This is a genomic window from Streptomyces sp. NPDC030862 (assembly GCF_055571835.1).
The window spans coordinates 354049-369682 of record NZ_JBVIEN010000008.1; the positions used below are offsets into that span (position 1 = coordinate 354049).

Sequence of the window (15634 nt, forward strand, 5' to 3'; positions counted from 1 at the left end):
GGCCGCCATGGGGGGTGGTGGGGGAGTGGGGGGCGAGTCACCCCGTGGCTCATGGGGTGACCCAGGGAGTGCGTCAGGAGGTGAACGGACTTCCTGTGCGCTCCCTGTCTAAAGACTCCGGCGCCGGCCGTGCTGTCAACGCCGTTTCCCCACCCGTGTACCCGGGCACCACGTTCAACAACCGCCCGCGCGCCACCGCGCACGTGACCCGAGCCGCCCGCCCGGCCGCCTTCCGTTTCGGTACGAGCAGTTGCCCGCCGCCCGCCAGCGCCGCCGCCTCCGCCACCGACGGCGTCCCGACGGCACCGCGCACGGCGTCCGACGGATGCGGTACGGCGACGCGCGCCAACTCCCGCGCCGCGTACGCCCGCAACGGCACCCCGAGCCGCGCCGCCGCCGCCACGATGCCCGGTTCGTCCGCCTTCGTATCGAGCGTGGCCAGCTCCGCCACCTCGCCCACCGGCAGCCCGGCCTCCCGCAGCGTCGCCTCGATCAGCCCGAGCACCGCGTCGGCGGACACGCCCCGCCCCGCGCCCACCCCGACCACCAGACCGGCCCCCCGAGACGTCACCGCGCGCAGAACTCCACGAACCGCCGCGCCGCCTCCGGCACGGCCGCCCAGTGCGTGTGCACATAACTCGCGTGCACACCCCGCTGTACGAAGCCCTCCACCCGGCGCTCCGGCTGGCGCAGTCCCCACGCCGGCGCCGACCCCGCCCCCGGCTCCAGCACCGTGCGGTGGAACTCGTGCCCCCGCATCCGCGTCCCGGCCGCCGCCAGCGGGCTGTCGCTCACGGCGACCGCGTCCCGGTACCCGAGCGTCAGCCGCTCCGACATGCGCGCGTCGGCGTCCAGCACCCCGCACATCGGCTGCCCGTCCAACGACCGCGCCAGGTACAGCAGTCCGGCGCACTCCGCCGCGACCGGCGCCCCCGACGCGGCCAGCTCCGCGACCGCCCCGCGCAGCCGCGCGTTGGCCGACAGCTCGGAGCCGTACACCTCGGGAAAACCGCCGCCGATGACCAGACCGCGGGTCCCGGCCGGCAACTCCTCGTCCCGCAGCGGGTCGAACGGCACGACCTCCGCACCGGCCGCGCCCAGCAGCTCGGCGTGCTCGGCGTACGAGAAGGTGAACGCCGCCCCGCCCGCGACCGCGACCACCGGCCGGGCCCCCGCCACCGGTTCCACGGCCGGCTCCCAGGCCGCCGCCGCGAGAGGCGGCGCCGACCGCGCCAGTGCCAGCAGCGCGTCCAGGTCGCAGCCCTGCCGCACCTGTTCGGCCTGCGCCGCGACCGCCTCCACGGCCGCCGCCTGCCGCTCGGCCACCGGCACCAGACCCAGGTGCCGCGACGGCGTGGCGACGGCGGGCGCCCGCCGCAGCACGCCCAGCACCGGCACGCCGGACTCGCCGAGCGCCTCGCGCAGCAGGTGCTCGTGCCGGTCGGTGGCCACCTTGTTCAGGATCACCCCGCCGATCCGCACCTCCGGGTCCCAGGACGCGAAGCCGTGCACCAGCGCCGCCACCGACCGCGACTGCGACGACGCGTCCACCACCAGCACCACCGGCGCCCGCAGCAGCTTCGCCACCTGCGCCGTGGACGCCAGCTCGCCCTGGTCGGCGGCGCCGTCGTAGAGGCCCATCACGCCCTCGACGACGGCCAGGTCGCAGCCGCGCGCGCCGTGCGCGAAGAGCGGCGCGATCAGCTCCGTACCGCACATGTACGCGTCGAGGTTGCGGCCCGGGCGGCCCGTCGCCAGCGCGTGGTAGCCGGGGTCGATGTAGTCGGGGCCGACCTTGTGCGGCGACACCGCGAGACCACGGCCCGCGAACGCGGCCATCAGGCCCGTCGCGACCGTGGTCTTGCCCGCGCCCGACGACGGCGCGGCGATGACGAGACGCGCTACCACTCGATGCCCCGCTGGCCCTTCTGACCCGCGTCCATCGGGTGCTTGACCTTCGACATGTCGGTGACGAGGTCGGCGAAGTCCACCAGCTCCTGCGGCGCGTTGCGCCCGGTGATCACCACGTGCTGCTGACCGGGCCGGTTCCGCAGCACCTCCACCACCTCGGCGGTGTCGATCCAGCCCCAGTGCAGCAGGTAGGCGAACTCGTCGAGGACGTAGAACTTGTACTTCTCCTCGGCCAGGTCGCGCTTGACCTGCTCCCAGCCCTCGCGCGCCTTGTCCTCGTGCGACTGCTCGCCGTCCTTGGGGTCGCGCTGGATCCAGGACCAGCCCTCGCCCATCTTGTTCCAGGTCACGGTCCCGCCCTTGCCGGTCTCGCCGAGCGCCTTGAGGGCGTTCTCCTCGCCGACCTTCCACTTGGCGGACTTGACGAACTGGAACACCCCGATCGGCCAGCCCTGGTTCCAGGCGCGCAGCGCCATCCCGAAGGCGGCCGTCGACTTCCCCTTGCCGACGCCCGTGTGCACCATCACCAGCGCGCGGTTGCGGCGCTGGCGGGTGGTGAGCCCGTCGTCCGGTACGACGGTCGGCTGTCCCTGCGGCATTAAGCGGCCCTCCTCGAAGTTCCCTGAACATCCCTGACCAGCCCGGCGATCGAGTCCGCCCGCAGCGCGTCCAGGGTGACGGCGGTGCCGCCCAGCCGGGCGGCCAGTTCGGCCGCCAGACCCAGCCGTACGGGCCCGGTCTCGCAGTCCACGACCACGGACGCGGTGCCCTCGGCGGCGTGCAGCCCGGCCGCCCGTGCGGCCAGCGCCAGCGGCTCCGGGCCGCCGGTCGCCCGGCCGTCGGTGACGACGACCAGCAGCGGGCGGCGCGACGGGTCACGCAGCCGCTCCACGCGCAGCACGTCGTGCGCCTTCAGCAGCCCCGCCGCGAGCGGCGTGCGCCCGCCCGTCGGGAGCTGCTCCAGCCGGGCGGCGGCCGCGTCCACGGACGACGTGGGCGGCAGCACGACCTCCGCGGCCGCGCCGCGGAAGGTGACCAGACCGACCTTGTCGCGCCGCTGGTACGCGTCCAGCAGCAGCGACAGCACGGCGCCCTTCACCGCGCCCATGCGCCGCCGGGCCGCCATCGACCCGGACGCGTCCACCACGAACAGCACCAGGTTGCCCTCGCGCCCTTCGCGCGTCGCCTGCCGCAGATCGTCCCGCCGTACGACCAGCCCGGGCCCGGACCGGCCGCGCGCCCGCTGGTGCGGGGCGGCCGCCTGCACGGTCGCCGCCAGGTGCAGTTTGGTCAGCGCCCCGCGCGGCCGTACCGCCCCGGTCGTCCTGCCGTGGGCGGTACGCGCCCGGGAACGCCGGCCGGCGGCGCCCTCGCCGAGGCCCGGCACGCTCAGCACCTTCGTACGGAACGGCTCGGCGGCCGCGACGGGCGCCTGCTCGGCGCCGCCGGGGCCGGGCGCGGGGGCGGGAGCGGAATCCGGAGCGTCCTCCGGAGCGGCCGACTCCCCGCCCGACTCCCCGTCCGGCGCCCCGCCCTGCGGAGGCACACCGCCACCGCCGCCGGGACCGCCGGGCCCGTCAGGCCCCGGGTCCGGCTCCGGATCCGGGTCGTCGTCGCCCTTGAACTCCTCCAGCGTCTGGTCCAGCTTGTCCTCGTCCAGCCCCGGCGCGTCGAACGGATTGCGCCTGCGCCGGTGCGGCAGCGCCAGCAGCGCCGCCTGCCGTACGTCGTCGGACGTGACGTCCGTCCGCCCCGCCCACGCGGCCAGCGCCGTCGCCGTACGCGCCATCACGATGTCGGCGCGCATGCCGTCCACCTCGAACGCCGCGCACGTCGCCGCGATCTGCCGCAACGCCGCGTCCCCCAGCGTCACGGACGGCAGCAGCGTCCGCGCGGCCACGATCCGCTCCCGCAGCGCGGCCTCCTCGCCGGCCCACCGCGCCGCGAACCCGGCCGGGTCGTCGTCGAACGCCAGCCTGCGCCGTACCACCTCCACCCGCTGGTCGGGCTCCCGCGAGGCGGCCACCTCCACGGTCAGCCCGAACCGGTCGAGCAGCTGCGGCCGCAGCTCGCCCTCCTCCGGGTTCATGGTCCCGACCAGCAGGAAGCGGGCCGCGTGCCGTACGGAGACGCCCTCGCGCTCGACGTACGAGGAGCCCATGGCGGCGGCGTCCAGCAGGAGGTCCACCAGGTGGTCGTGCAACAAGTTGACTTCGTCGACGTACAGCACGCCCCGGTGCGCGTCGGCCAGCAGGCCCGGCTCGAACGCCTTCACCCCGTCCGCGAGCGCCCGCTCGATGTCGAGGGCGCCGACCAGCCGGTCCTCCGAGGCGCCCACGGGCAGCTCGACCATGCGGGCGGGCCGCGCCACGCCCGCACCGGCCTCGTGCGGCCCGTCCGGGCAGCCCGGGTCGGGGGAGCCGGGCGCGCAGGAGAAGCGGCAGCCGGGGACGACGTCCACGTCCGGCATCAGGGCCGCGAGGGCGCGGACGGCCGTCGACTTGGCGGTGCCCTTCTCACCGCGTACGAGGACACCGCCGACGGCCGGGGACACCGCGTTCAGCAGCAGCCCGAGCCGCAGGTCGTCCTGCCCGACGATCGCGGTGAAGGGGTAGTGGGGTGCAGCGCTCATGAAGGTGCTCCGGGTGCGATGAAGGGAAGTCCTGCGGGCGGGCCCTGCTCGATCAGCTTCCAGAGCGCGTCGGTGTCCGCGTGCTCCTCGATCAGGTCGCCGAGCGTGTCCAGCTGTTCCTCGCGCAGTGCGCCGAACGACGTGTCCGGTGCCGGGACGAAGCGTCTGCCGGCCGCGCTCGCGACCTCGCGCAGGAACGCGCGGCGGAAGCCGTCGCTCTCCAGGGAGCCGTGCCAGTGCGTGCCCCAGACGGCCCCGACGCGGCACCCGTCCAGGAACGGTTCCCCGCCCTGGACGTCCGCGACGCCGTGGTGGATCTCGTACCCCTCGACCGGCTCGCCGAGGGCCTCGCCGACCGGCCGTGCGAGGGTCTTGCCGGGCGCGAACCGCACCCGTACCGGCAGCAGTCCGAGGCCGTCCACCAGGCCCGCCTTGGACTCGACGTCGTCCTCGATGCGCTCGCCGAGCGCCTGGAAGCCGCCGCAGATGCCGAGGACGGGTCGGCCCTCCGCCGCGCGCCGCACCAGCGCGTCCGCCAGGCCCCGCTCGCGCAGCCACGCCAGCGCCTTCACCGTGCCGCGCGTGCCCGGCACCACGACCAGGTCCGCGTCGGCCAGTTCCTCGGGCCGGTCCACGAACCGCACGACCACGCCCGGCTCGGCCGCCAGCGCGTCCACGTCCGTGAAGTTCGACATCAGCGGTACGGCGCAGACGGCGACCCGCAGCACGTCCTCGCCCACCGGCGGGGCGACGACCGACTCGCGGACGGCCCCGCGCAGCGAGACGCGCAGCCCGTCCTCCTCGTCGATGCCGAGCCCGTGCGCGTACGGCAGGACACCGAAGGTGCGGCGGCCCGTGAGGCCCAGCAGCATGTCCAGGCCCGGTTCCAGCAGCGTCACATCGCCCCGGAACTTGTTCACGAGGTAGCCCGCGACCAGCTCCTGGTCCTCGGGCGCCAGCAGCGCCGTCGTACCGAAGAACTGGGCGAAGACCCCGCCCCGGTCGATGTCGCCGACTACGACGACGGGGAAGCGGGCGGCGCGCGCGATGCCCATGTTGACGATGTCGGTGCGCCGCAGGTTGATCTCGGCCGGGCTGCCCGCGCCCTCGCAGATGACGGCGTCGTACGTCTCGCGGAGCTGCTGGAGGCAGTCCAGGACGGGTTCCAGCAGTTCGCGCTGCTTGCCGCCGTGGTAGCCGCGCGCGCTCAGCTCGCCGACCGGCTTGCCCATCAGCACCACCTGGCTGGACCGGTCGCTGCCCGGCTTGAGCAGCACCGGGTTCATCAGCGCGGTCGGCTCCACCCGGGCGGCCTGCGCCTGCATGGCCTGCGCCCGGCCGATCTCCGCGCCCTCACGGGTGACGAAGGAGTTGAGGGACATGTTCTGTCCTTTGAACGGCGCGACCTTCACGCCCTGCCGTACCAGCCAGCGGCAGATGCCGGCCGTGACGACGCTCTTGCCCGCGTCGGACGTGGTGCCCGCGACGAGCAGCCCCCCACCCTTGCTCATGTACGCCTCCGCCTCCGCTTGACCGCCCCGTGCGCCCTGATCGCTCCGTACGCCAGCCGCCCGCCCGCGCACACCGCGAGCGTGAGGGCACTCACCCGGCGCGACAGCCGCACCGCGCGTTCGATGTCCGCCACTTCGACGTCCCGCCCGTCGCCGTTGAGGACGGGCCGGTGCTCGACGCGTCCGCCGTACGAGAGCGTGCCGCCGAGCCGTACGCCCAGCGCGCCCGCGAAGGACGCCTCCACCGGGCCCGCGTTGGGGCTCGGGTGCCGGGCCGCGTCGGCCCGCCACGCCCGGACCGCGCCGCGCGGGTTCCCGCCCGCGACCGCCGCCAGCGCGGCGGTGAGCCGGGCGCCGGGCCAGCCCGCGACGTCGTCGAGCCGGGCGGAGGCCCAGCCGAAGCGGCGGTAGCGCGGCGACTTGTGCCCGACCATCGCGTCCAGCGTGTTCACCGCGCGGAAGGCGACGAGCCCGGGTACGCCGCCGATCGCGCCCCACACGAGGGCGCCGACGACGGCGTCGGAGGTGTTCTCGGCGACGGACTCCACGACCGCGCGGGCGATGCCGGGGCCGTCCAGGGCCTGCGGGTCGCGCCCGCACAGGTGCGGCAGCCGCTCCCGGGCCACCTCCAGGTCCCCGGCGGCCAGCGCGCCGCCGATGGCGCGGGCCTCGCGGCCCAGCGTCGTACCGCCGACGACGGACCACACGGTGGCGGCGGTCAGCGCGACGGACGCGGCGCGCCGCCCGCGGACCGCACGGGCCGCGAGCGCCGCCGCACCGGCCGCGCCCCCGGCGCACACGGCGGCGTGCAGCGCGCCCCAGGCGCGGTCGTCGCGCCACAGCACGCGCTCCACGCGGGCGGCCGTACGCCCGAAGGCGGCCACGGGGTGACCGCGGCGGGGGTCGGCGAGGAGCAGGTCGACGGCGAGCCCGACGGCCGCGCCGTAGGCGAAGACGCGGTCACCGCGTCGCATGGCGTCTCGATGCGTTCGATGCGTCCGAGGCAGCGCAAAGGCAGCCGGGCATGGTGATGTCCTCACTCAGGGTCCGCGCCCTGGCTCGACGTGACCGGCGACGAGAGTTCCTGACTCATCCGGCCCGTCGGACGTCTCGCCCTCGGGCCGGACTCACAGTGGCGGGACCGCGCCGGATTCGCACCGGCTTCCTCTCCTGCCGCCGTAAATGGCCCCGGCAGTCCACCACGCTCCGCGAACGCCCGTCAACTCGCCGCTGACCTGCGGCAGGAGAGTGTGCTCAGCCCCACAGGACGGGGCCGGGAACGCGGCCGGGCCGGCCGCACCCGTGAGGGTGCGACCGGCCCGGTGCCCGAAGGCTTCACGCGTCAGGTCACGATCAGGTAGATCCCGAAGGTGATCGCCGCCGCGCAGACCGCGAAGGCCGTGTAGGCGCCGGTGCGGGCCAGGACGGCCGAGCCACCGCTCGCCGCCGCCTGCTCCTGCTTCGAGAGGCCGAGGATGCCGAGGGTGAACAGGCCCACCAGTGCGACGGTGGCCACGAGGCTCACGCCGAACACGGAGCCGAGAGCTGCCCAGTCGATCTTCATGCTGTTCTTTCCTTACACCGTGGCGGCGGGTGCGGGGGCGGTGGCTGTGCGGGTGGCGTCATCTGCGGAGACCGCCACGGTGCCGGCCGGCGGAGGGATGACGGCCGCGATGGCGGTGGTCACCACGCCCGCGGGCTCGTCGGCGGCCGTGCCGTCCGTCTCCACGTCGTTGACGTTGGTGTGGTCGATGACCTGGCGGCGCGAGATGAACCAGATCGCGGCACAGGAGGCGACGAGGAAGACCGCGACCGCGGCGACGCCCCAGTCGCCCTGCTGGGTGACGTACTCCGAGGCGGCGGCGACGAGACCCGCGGCCGGCAGGGTCAGGCCCCAGGCGACGAACATCCGGGTCGCGGTGGACCAGCGGACGACACCGCCCTTGCGGCCGAGGCCCGCGCCCATCACGGCGCCGGAGCAGGAGTGCGTCGTCGAGAGCGAGAAGCCCAGGTTCGAGGAGGCGAGGATCACGGTCGCCGCGCTGGTCTGGGCGGCGAAGCCCTGCTGCGGCTGGAGGTCGGTGAGGCCCTTGCCCATGGTGCGGATGATGCGCCAGCCGCCGAGGTAGGTGCCGAGCGCGATGGCCACACCGGCGGAGACGATCACCCAGAGGGGCGGGTTGGAACCGGGGGCGAGGATGCCGCCGGCGACCAGCGCCAGGGTGATGATGCCCATCGTCTTCTGGGCGTCGTTGGTGCCGTGGGCGAGCGAGACGAGGCCCGCGGAGGCGATCTGCCCGGCGCGGTAGCCCTTGCGGCCGGTCTTCTCGTCGATGTTCGCGCCGGCCTTGTACGTCAGGCGGGCGGCCAGCATCGCGGCGAGGCCGGCGACCAGCGGCGCGGCGACGGCCGGGATGAGGACCTTGGTGACGACGACGCCGCTGTTGACGCCGCTCAGGCCGACCGAGGCGATCGTGGCGCCGACGAGGCCGCCCATCAGGGCGTGGGAGGAGCTGGAGGGCAGGCCCACCAGCCAGGTCAGGAGATTCCAGAGGATGGCGCCGACGAGCGCCGCGAAGATCACCTCGGGGGTGATTCCTTCTTCGTTGACCAGGCCGCTGGAGATCGTCTTGGCGACCTCGACGGACAGGAACGCGCCGACCAGGTTGAGCACGGCGGACATGGCCACCGCCGTCTTGGGCTTCAGGGCGCCGGTCGAGATGGTCGTGGCCATCGCGTTGGCGGTGTCATGGAAACCGTTCGTGAAATCGAACACGAGAGCTGTCACGACCACAATGGCGAGCAGCAGCGTGATGTGTTCCATTTACCCAGGCAATCGTTCGACGTCAGTGGCTTGGTGAACGTAGGCAACCTGAGTGAACGGAAGGTGAACTGGGCCGGGCATCATGGTGACCGAAGATCCGGAATCCTCGCCGCCGTTTCGTCGCCGGTGCCCCGCCGGGCGGGCGGATGCCCGTATCCATGGGCTTTCCCGCCGTTCGCCCGGTGTGCGGGGGTGGCCGGACGGGGCTCGGATGAGGAGATTTTTGTCATCTGATCGACTTCCGGTACGCCCTCGCCGCCGGGCCTGACAGGATCGGATCCATGACACGGGATGCGACCGAGCAGGCTGTCGAGCAGGGGACGGGGCGGGTGACCGAGCAGCCGGTCGACCAGCCGGTCGACCAGGCGGTCGAGCGGACCTGGGACGCGCTGGTGACCACCGCCCGCAGGACGGTCGCGGACGGGCTGGTCGTCGGCACCTCCGGCAACGTTTCCGCCCGGGTCGGCGACCTCGTCCTCGTCACCCCCAGCGGTGTGCCGTACGACCGGCTCACCCCGGCCGACCTCACCGCCGTCGCCCTCGACGGCACGCGGGTGCGCGGAAACCTCACGCCCACCAGCGAGCTGCCCATGCACCTGGCGATCTACCGCGACACCCCGGCCCGCGCGGTCGTCCACACCCACGCGGTCCACGCCACGGCGGTCTCCACCCTCGTCCCCGAGCTGCCCCCGATCCACTACATGGCCGGGGCCCTCGGCGGCCCCGTCCGCGTCGCCCCGTACGCCCTGTACGGCACGGAGGAGCTGGCCCGGAACATGCTGCGCGCCCTGGAGGGCCGTACGGCCTGCCTGCTGGGCAACCACGGGACCGTCACCTACGGCGACACCCTCGACCAGGCGTACGACCGCACCGCGCAGCTGGAGTGGATGTGCCGCGTCTGGCTCACCGCCACCTCCGTGCCCGGCCGCACCCCGGCGCTGCTGTCCGCCGAAGAGCTCGACGAGGCGGCCGACAAGCTCCGCGGCTACGGCCAGCGCGACCAGGACCGGAGCGACCAGGACCGGCTCGACCAGGACCGGCGCGGCTAAGCCCAGCGTGGCTAGGACCGGTCTCGGCCGGGCCCCGCCCCGCGCGCCGCGTCCCCCGCCCGCCGCGGCCCACTGGCACCGCGCCGCACGCGTGCCCACACTGGAGCGGTGCGCCCGGCTACAGCGACGGCGGCGGCCGTCACCACCCTCATCGGCGCCGGCGCGGCCACGGTCGCGGCCGGCCGGTACGCCAGCGACGCCGCGCTCAGGCCCCGGCCTGACCGGCCCCTGCCCGGAGACCCCCGGCTCACGGTGCACGCCACCGCCGCCGGACAGGTCACCCTGACCCGCCATCTGGCCTCGCTGCGGCCCGGCACCTACGGCCTCACGGGCCCCGGCGTCCACGCGGTCGTCGGCCCCGTCCTGGACGATGTGCCGCACTCCGCCGACACCGTCGTACGCCGGCTGGAAAGCGTGCGGCGCGGCACCCTGGACGTGGGCAGCCGCGTCCGGCTCACCCCGCAGCTCCACACCGGCACCCCCGCCACCGCGCTCGGCCTCGACCACGAGGACATGGACATCCTCGGCGAACTGGGCAATCTGCCCGCCTGGTTCGTCCCCGCCAACCGCTCCACCTGGGTGATCGCCGTCCACGGCCTGGGCACCACCCGCGAGCACCCCCTGAACGTCGTGCGGTTCCTCAACTCCCTCCAACTCCCCGTCCTCGCCCTCGCCTACCGCGGCGACGAGGGCGCCCCACGCCCCTCCGACGGCCTCGGGCACCTCGGCGACTCCGAGTGGCGGGACCTGGACGCCGCTATGCGCCACGCCCTCCACCGCGGCGCCGACCGCGTCATCCTGTACGGCTGGTCCGTCGGCGCCTCCATGGCCCTGCACGCCGCCGCCAACTCCGGCGTCCGCGACCGCATCAGCGGCCTCGTGCTCGACTCCCCGGTCCTCGACTGGGAAGCCACCCTGCGCGCCCTCGCCGCCGCCCGCCGCACCCCCGCGCCCCTGCTGCCGCTCGCGGTCCGCGCCGCCCAGGGCAGGACCGGCGTGCACGGCGACCGCATCGCCGAGGCCGCCGACGCCGACGGGCTGCGCGTGCCGGCCCTCCTCTTCCACGGACCGGACGACCACCTCGCCCCCTGGCAGGGCTCCCGCGAACTCGCCGCCCGCCGCCCCGACCTGGTCACCCTGCACACCGTTGCGAACGCGCCGCACGCGGCCATGTGGAACGCCGCCCCCGACCGCTACGAAGAGGCCCTGCGCCGCTTCCTCACCCCCCTGCTGTAGCCCCCGCCGTCCGGCGAAACCGATTCCGTTTGGGCTTTCGGGCCGTCAGCGGGAAGACTGCCCCCGTGACGTCTCGAAAGCCTGATGAGCAATTGGCGCGCAACTCCAGACTCCGACTCGTCCGTCCGCGGCCCCTGACCACGGCACGACGGGCTGTGACCACCCGGCGTACGCGGCCGGCGTCGCGACCGCCCGAGGGCACGCCGCCCCCGGCCGAGCTGGCCCGTCAGGCGCGAGCCGTCCTCGACGACGCCGTACGCATCGCCCGCTGGGCCGCCGTCGACCGGCAGCCCGACGCCACCCCCGCCCAGGAAAGGGCTGCGGCCGCGCTCGGCCTGACCCCGGACCAGGTGCGTGCCGGCTGGGACCGGGCCCGCCTCGCCGGACTCGTCGAGCTGCACGGCGGCACCGCCCGCCCCGGCTGGCGGCTGCGCGCCTGGGACCGCGACGACTCGGCCGTCCTGCGCGGCTGGGTCGCGCTCTTCGACGCCTGGTCGCTCGTCCACCCCGCCCCCGGCGACGTCGAGCCCACCGCCGTGGCCGAGGTCGTCGAGGCCGTTCCCCAGGTCCTCTCCCTCCTCCAGCTCTCCGCGGGCCCCGTGCCCGTGCCGTCCCTCCTCGACCTGCTGCGGCAGCGCGTCGCCGAGCTCCGCGAGGAGCGCTGCGAGGTGCCGGCTCCGCCGCGGGACGAACCCGGCGCGGCGCCGGGCAAGGCGTCCGTCGAGGCGCCTGGCGAGGGGTCCGTCGAGGCGTCCGGGGCCGTGTCCCGCCGTCCCGCCCCCGACCCGGCGCCCGGGCCCGACCCGCTCGCGCGCCTGCTCGACTGGGCCCTGGAGGGCCTGGCCGCCGTCGGCGCCCTCACCCTCGGCCAGGGCCAGGCGACCCTCACCCCGCTCGGCAACTGGGCCGTGTGGGTCAAGCTGGAGCAGATCTGCGTCGCCGCGCAGAGCCCCGCCGGGCACATCGAGCAGTCCGCCGAGGACATGCTGCGCGCCTGCGCCCGCCTCACCCCGGGCCCGGCCCGCATCGAGTACCGCGCCTGGCTCGCCGCCCGCCCCGTGGGCAGCGCCGTCACCGAGCTCCTCGACGTCGCCCGCGGCGAGGACGCCCTGCTGCGCGGCCTCGCCTTCGAGGCCCTGCGGGTGGTCGGCTCCGCCGCCGAGGCCGGGGTGCGAGCCGCCGCCGAGGAGTCGCCGCTGCGCCCCTACGCCCTCATCTGGCTCGCCGAGCACGACGGCGCCGACCCCGACGAGGCCACCGACGTCCTCACCCGCGAGGAGGCGACCTGGCTCTGGGTGGACACCGCCGCGGCCGTCGCCGACCACGGAGACGCCACGCTCCTCGTACGCCATCTGGAGTCCGCGGTCCAGGGCACGGTCCCGGCCCTCCTGGACGAGGTCCGCGCGGTCGGCCACCCCCGCACGGTCCAGGTCCTGGTCGCCCTGGCCGCGGCCCACCCGGACCCCGCCTTCGCGAAAGCCGTCCGCCGCGCGGCCTTCCAGGTCCACACGGGCGGCGCCTGACCGCCCCCCTGGGCTCTGGGTGTCGGGGCCCAGGGCTCCGGGCCGCCGCGGGGCTACCCCGCCGCGCCCGGCGCGTACGTGCCGAAGCTCCAGACGTTGCCCTCGGCGTCCCGCGCCATGTAGTCGCGGGAGCCGTAGTCCTGGTCCGTCGGGGGCATCAGGATCTCCACACCGTGCTCCACGGCCCGGGCGTGGTGCGCGTCCACGTCGTCCACCACCACGTACACCCCGACCGGGCCCGCCCCCGCCATCGCCTTGGCGTACACGCCCTCACGTCTCTTGGTGCCCAGCATCACCATGCCGTTCCCATACGCGAGCTCGGAGTGGACGATCTGGCCGTCCTCGCCCTCGTACACACTCACCTCGGTGAACCCGAAGGCCTCCTTCAGCGTCCTGATGGCCGCCTTCGCGTCCTCGTAAAGGATCGCGGGATAGATGCTCGGTACGTCGGCCATGCTGGTCACTCTCCGATTCGGTGCTCGCTACGGCCTTCCGACTGCGATGTGATCCGGGTCTCAGCTGTTTCCCAGTCTGGCACCCGCCACCGACAGCGCACCCCCGCGCTCCACCGGCCGTGCGACGCCGCGAACGCGGCCCCGAACCGCCCGCCGCGGCCGGAAAACCAGTTGCACCCGCCCGTTAGACTGGCCCGTATGGCCATTCTCCCTGTGCATTAGCCGGCGTCGAAGCCACCGCACCCGCCGTCCTTCCCGCCGTCCCATCCGCCCTGGAGTCTGTCCGTGATCACCGCTTCCGGCATCGAGCTGCGCGCCGGCGCCCGCGTCCTCATCGAATCCGCTTCGTTCCGCGTCGCCAAGGGCGACCGCATCGGCCTCGTCGGCCGCAACGGCGCCGGCAAGACCACCCTCACCAAGTGCCTCGCCGGCGAGGGCATCCCCGCCGCCGGCACCATCACCCGCTCCGGTGAGGTCGGCTACCTCCCGCAGGACCCGCGCACCGGCGACCTCGACGTCCTCGCCCGCGACCGCATCCTCTCCGCCCGCGGCCTCGACGTCCTGATCCGCAAGATGCGGCAGAACGAGGAGAAGATCGCGAACGGCCAGGGCGCCACCCGCGAGAAGGCGCTGCGGCAGTACGAGCGCCAGGAGACCGAGTTCCTCACCAAGGGCGGGTACGCCGCCGAGGCCGAGGCCGCCACCATCGCGCACGCCCTCGGCCTCCCGGACCGCGTCCTCGGGCAGCCCCTCCACACGCTCTCCGGCGGTCAGCGCCGCCGCGTCGAGCTCGCCCGCATCCTCTTCTCGGACGCCGACACGCTGCTCCTCGACGAGCCGACCAACCACCTCGACGCCGACTCGATCGTCTGGCTGCGCGACTACCTCAAGACGTACCGCGGCGGCTTCATCGTGATCTCCCACGACGTCGACCTCGTCGAGACCGTCGTCAACAAGGTGTTCTACCTCGACGCCAACCGGTCGCAGATCGACGTCTACAACATGGGCTGGAAGCTCTACCAGCAGCAGCGCGAGGCCGACGAGAAGCGCCGCAAGCGCGAGCGCGCCAACGCCGAGAAGAAGGCCGCCGCCCTCAACGCGCAGGCCGACAAGATGCGCGCCAAGGCCACCAAGACCGTCGCCGCGCAGAACATGGCCCGCCGCGCCGAGCGCCTGCTGTCCGGGCTGGAAGAGGTCCGCGCCTCCGACAAGGTCGCCAAGCTCCGCTTCCCCGAGCCGGCGCCCTGCGGCAAGACCCCGCTCACCGCGGAGGGGCTCTCCAAGTCGTACGGCTCGCTGGAGATCTTCACCGACGTGGACCTCGCCATCGACAAGGGCTCCCGCGTCGTCATCCTGGGCCTCAACGGCGCCGGCAAGACCACGCTGCTGCGCCTGCTCGCGGGCGTGGAGAAGCCGGACACCGGCCAGGTGACGCCGGGCCACGGCCTCAAGCTCGGCTACTACGCCCAGGAGCACGAGACCCTCGACCCCGACCGCACCGTCCTGGAGAACATGCGGTCGGCCGCGCCCGACCTCGACCTCGTCGAGGTGCGCAAGACGCTGGGCTCCTTCCTCTTCTCCGGCGACGACGTCGACAAGCCGGCCGGCGTGCTCTCCGGCGGCGAGAAGACCCGGCTGGCGCTGGCCACCCTGGTCGTCTCCTCGGCGAACGTGCTGCTGCTGGACGAGCCGACCAACAACCTCGACCCGGCCAGCCGCGAGGAGATCCTCGGCGCGCTGCGCACGTACAAGGGCGCCGTCGTCCTGGTCACCCACGACGAGGGAGCCGTCGAGGCCCTGCAGCCGGAGCGCATCATCCTGCTGCCGGACGGCGTCGAGGACCTGTGGGGAGCGGACTACGCGGACCTGGTCGCCCTCGCCTGATCGTCCCCGCATGGATCATTCGGCTTACGCGTGATCCTTCATCTGAGTGAGTGCGTCTCATATCGCGGCGTGGCGAGCGGTGGATTCCCGTCCTCCGCTCCCGCGCCGCGCTGTCGTTCCCTCCACCGCCCTGACCTGGCACTTCGCCGCCGTCTCGGCGCCGAGCCGGGTTCCGGAGACGGGAAGGTGACCCTCCGGTGACCGCCGGTTGGCGAAACCTTGCGGCACCGACCTTGTCGAATGGCTGGCCATGTGGCCGCAGAGGGGTGATCATGAGAGTCCAGAGGCGCACTTCCCATGAGGAGGCACGGGTGGCCGAGACTCTGAAGAAGGGCAGCCGGGTGACCGGCGCCGCGCGCGAAAAGCTCGCGGCAGACCTGAAGAAGAAGTACGACTCCGGTGCGAGCATCCGGGCACTGGCCGAAGAGACCGGCCGGTCCTATGGGTTCGTCCACCGGATGCTCAGTGAGTCCGGAGTGTCGCTGCGGGGACGCGGCGGAGCTACGCGAGGCAAGAAGGCCCCTTCGGCCTGACGGTCTCCGCGTCGGCACTCGCCGTCCGAGCGGGCTCATCCGGCCCAAGGGATCCGGCAGGGCCACCCGGTCGACC

At 74.2% G+C, this 15634-nt stretch carries 14 protein-coding genes and 1 riboswitch; of the genes, 5 read left to right on the forward strand and 9 right to left on the reverse strand.

Features of this window, described 5'->3' with window-relative positions:
* Positions 1-73: 73 nt before the first annotated feature.
* The 8 genes from ACZ42X_RS23215 to ACZ42X_RS23250 all read right to left on the reverse strand — a co-directional run bounded on the left by ACZ42X_RS23215 (position 74) and on the right by ACZ42X_RS23250 (position 8878).
* A complete protein-coding gene (locus tag ACZ42X_RS23215; protein ID WP_468293205.1) occupies positions 74-571 on the reverse strand; it encodes a cobalamin biosynthesis protein in 498 nt (165 codons plus the stop codon).
* On the reverse strand, positions 568-1908 hold the full coding sequence (locus ACZ42X_RS23220) for a cobyrinate a,c-diamide synthase (protein ID WP_468293208.1): 1341 nt from the start codon (positions 1906-1908) through the stop codon (positions 568-570). The genes ACZ42X_RS23215 and ACZ42X_RS23220 overlap by 4 nt, the downstream gene beginning before the upstream one ends.
* Positions 1902-2510: a cob(I)yrinic acid a,c-diamide adenosyltransferase gene (gene cobO, locus ACZ42X_RS23225; protein WP_468293210.1), complete on the reverse strand. Its 609-nt coding sequence runs from the start codon at positions 2508-2510 to the stop codon at positions 1902-1904. Before cobO ends, ACZ42X_RS23220 begins: the two co-directional genes overlap by 7 nt.
* The gene (locus ACZ42X_RS23230) at positions 2510-4543 is read right to left on the reverse strand and encodes a putative cobaltochelatase (protein ID WP_468293213.1); all 2034 of its coding nucleotides are present in this window, start codon (positions 4541-4543) and stop codon (positions 2510-2512) included. Before ACZ42X_RS23230 ends, cobO begins: the two co-directional genes overlap by 1 nt.
* Complete coding sequence (locus ACZ42X_RS23235) at positions 4540-6054, reverse strand: cobyric acid synthase (RefSeq protein ID WP_468293216.1); 1515 nt, start codon at positions 6052-6054, stop codon at positions 4540-4542. Before ACZ42X_RS23235 ends, ACZ42X_RS23230 begins: the two co-directional genes overlap by 4 nt.
* Positions 6051-7028 (reverse strand): cobalamin biosynthesis protein, encoded by a 978-nt coding sequence (locus ACZ42X_RS23240; protein WP_468293219.1) that lies wholly within the window; start codon positions 7026-7028, stop codon positions 6051-6053. Before ACZ42X_RS23240 ends, ACZ42X_RS23235 begins: the two co-directional genes overlap by 4 nt.
* A gap of 104 nt (positions 7029-7132) precedes the next feature.
* Positions 7133-7222: riboswitch (cobalamin riboswitch) on the reverse strand.
* A gap of 174 nt (positions 7223-7396) precedes the next feature.
* Positions 7397-7618: a hypothetical protein gene (locus ACZ42X_RS23245; RefSeq protein ID WP_468293222.1), complete on the reverse strand. Its 222-nt coding sequence runs from the start codon at positions 7616-7618 to the stop codon at positions 7397-7399.
* A 12-nt stretch (positions 7619-7630) separates the two neighbouring features.
* Positions 7631-8878 (reverse strand): inorganic phosphate transporter, encoded by a 1248-nt coding sequence (locus ACZ42X_RS23250; RefSeq protein ID WP_468293225.1) that lies wholly within the window; start codon positions 8876-8878, stop codon positions 7631-7633.
* 281 nt (positions 8879-9159) lie between these two features.
* Here ACZ42X_RS23250 and ACZ42X_RS23255 point away from each other — a divergent pair, with 281 nt between their 5' ends.
* From ACZ42X_RS23255 to ACZ42X_RS23265, 3 genes are all read left to right on the forward strand, one after another.
* Positions 9160-9927 carry a class II aldolase/adducin family protein gene (locus ACZ42X_RS23255; RefSeq protein ID WP_468293228.1) on the forward strand — a complete coding sequence of 256 codons (768 nt, stop codon included), beginning with the start codon at positions 9160-9162 and terminating at the stop codon, positions 9925-9927.
* 108 nt (positions 9928-10035) lie between these two features.
* On the forward strand, positions 10036-11163 hold the full coding sequence (locus tag ACZ42X_RS23260; RefSeq protein WP_468293231.1) for an alpha/beta hydrolase: 1128 nt from the start codon (positions 10036-10038) through the stop codon (positions 11161-11163).
* A 155-nt stretch (positions 11164-11318) separates the two neighbouring features.
* On the forward strand, positions 11319-12686 hold the full coding sequence (locus tag ACZ42X_RS23265) for a hypothetical protein (RefSeq protein WP_468293233.1): 1368 nt from the start codon (positions 11319-11321) through the stop codon (positions 12684-12686).
* A gap of 53 nt (positions 12687-12739) precedes the next feature.
* Here ACZ42X_RS23265 and ACZ42X_RS23270 read toward each other — a convergent pair whose 3' ends face one another.
* Complete coding sequence (locus ACZ42X_RS23270; protein ID WP_361414994.1) at positions 12740-13141, reverse strand: VOC family protein; 402 nt, start codon at positions 13139-13141, stop codon at positions 12740-12742.
* A gap of 285 nt (positions 13142-13426) precedes the next feature.
* Here ACZ42X_RS23270 and abc-f point away from each other — a divergent pair, with 285 nt between their 5' ends.
* Both abc-f and ACZ42X_RS23280 read left to right on the forward strand, forming a co-directional pair.
* Positions 13427-15025: a ribosomal protection-like ABC-F family protein gene (gene abc-f / locus ACZ42X_RS23275; protein ID WP_361414996.1), complete on the forward strand. Its 1599-nt coding sequence runs from the start codon at positions 13427-13429 to the stop codon at positions 15023-15025.
* 311 nt (positions 15026-15336) lie between these two features.
* A complete protein-coding gene (locus ACZ42X_RS23280; RefSeq protein WP_254751967.1) occupies positions 15337-15558 on the forward strand; it encodes a helix-turn-helix domain-containing protein in 222 nt (73 codons plus the stop codon).
* Positions 15559-15634 lie beyond the last annotated feature (76 nt).

Excerpts from the sequence above, each read along its gene's own strand:
- cobO (WP_468293210.1), bottom strand. The coding sequence starts at position 2,510 with ATGCCGCAGGGACAGCCGACCGTCGTACCGGACGACGGGCTCACCACC.
- ACZ42X_RS23230 (WP_468293213.1), bottom strand. The coding sequence starts at position 4,543 with ATGAGCGCTGCACCCCACTACCCCTTCACCGCGATCGTCGGGCAGGAC.
- ACZ42X_RS23235 (WP_468293216.1), bottom strand. The coding sequence starts at position 6,054 with ATGAGCAAGGGTGGGGGGCTGCTCGTCGCGGGCACCACGTCCGACGCG.
- ACZ42X_RS23240 (WP_468293219.1), bottom strand. The coding sequence starts at position 7,028 with ATGCGACGCGGTGACCGCGTCTTCGCCTACGGCGCGGCCGTCGGGCTC.
- ACZ42X_RS23245 (WP_468293222.1), bottom strand. The coding sequence starts at position 7,618 with ATGAAGATCGACTGGGCAGCTCTCGGCTCCGTGTTCGGCGTGAGCCTC.
- ACZ42X_RS23250 (WP_468293225.1), bottom strand. The coding sequence starts at position 8,878 with ATGGAACACATCACGCTGCTGCTCGCCATTGTGGTCGTGACAGCTCTC.
- ACZ42X_RS23255 (WP_468293228.1), top strand. The coding sequence starts at position 9,160 with ATGACACGGGATGCGACCGAGCAGGCTGTCGAGCAGGGGACGGGGCGG.
- ACZ42X_RS23270 (WP_361414994.1), bottom strand. The coding sequence starts at position 13,141 with ATGGCCGACGTACCGAGCATCTATCCCGCGATCCTTTACGAGGACGCG.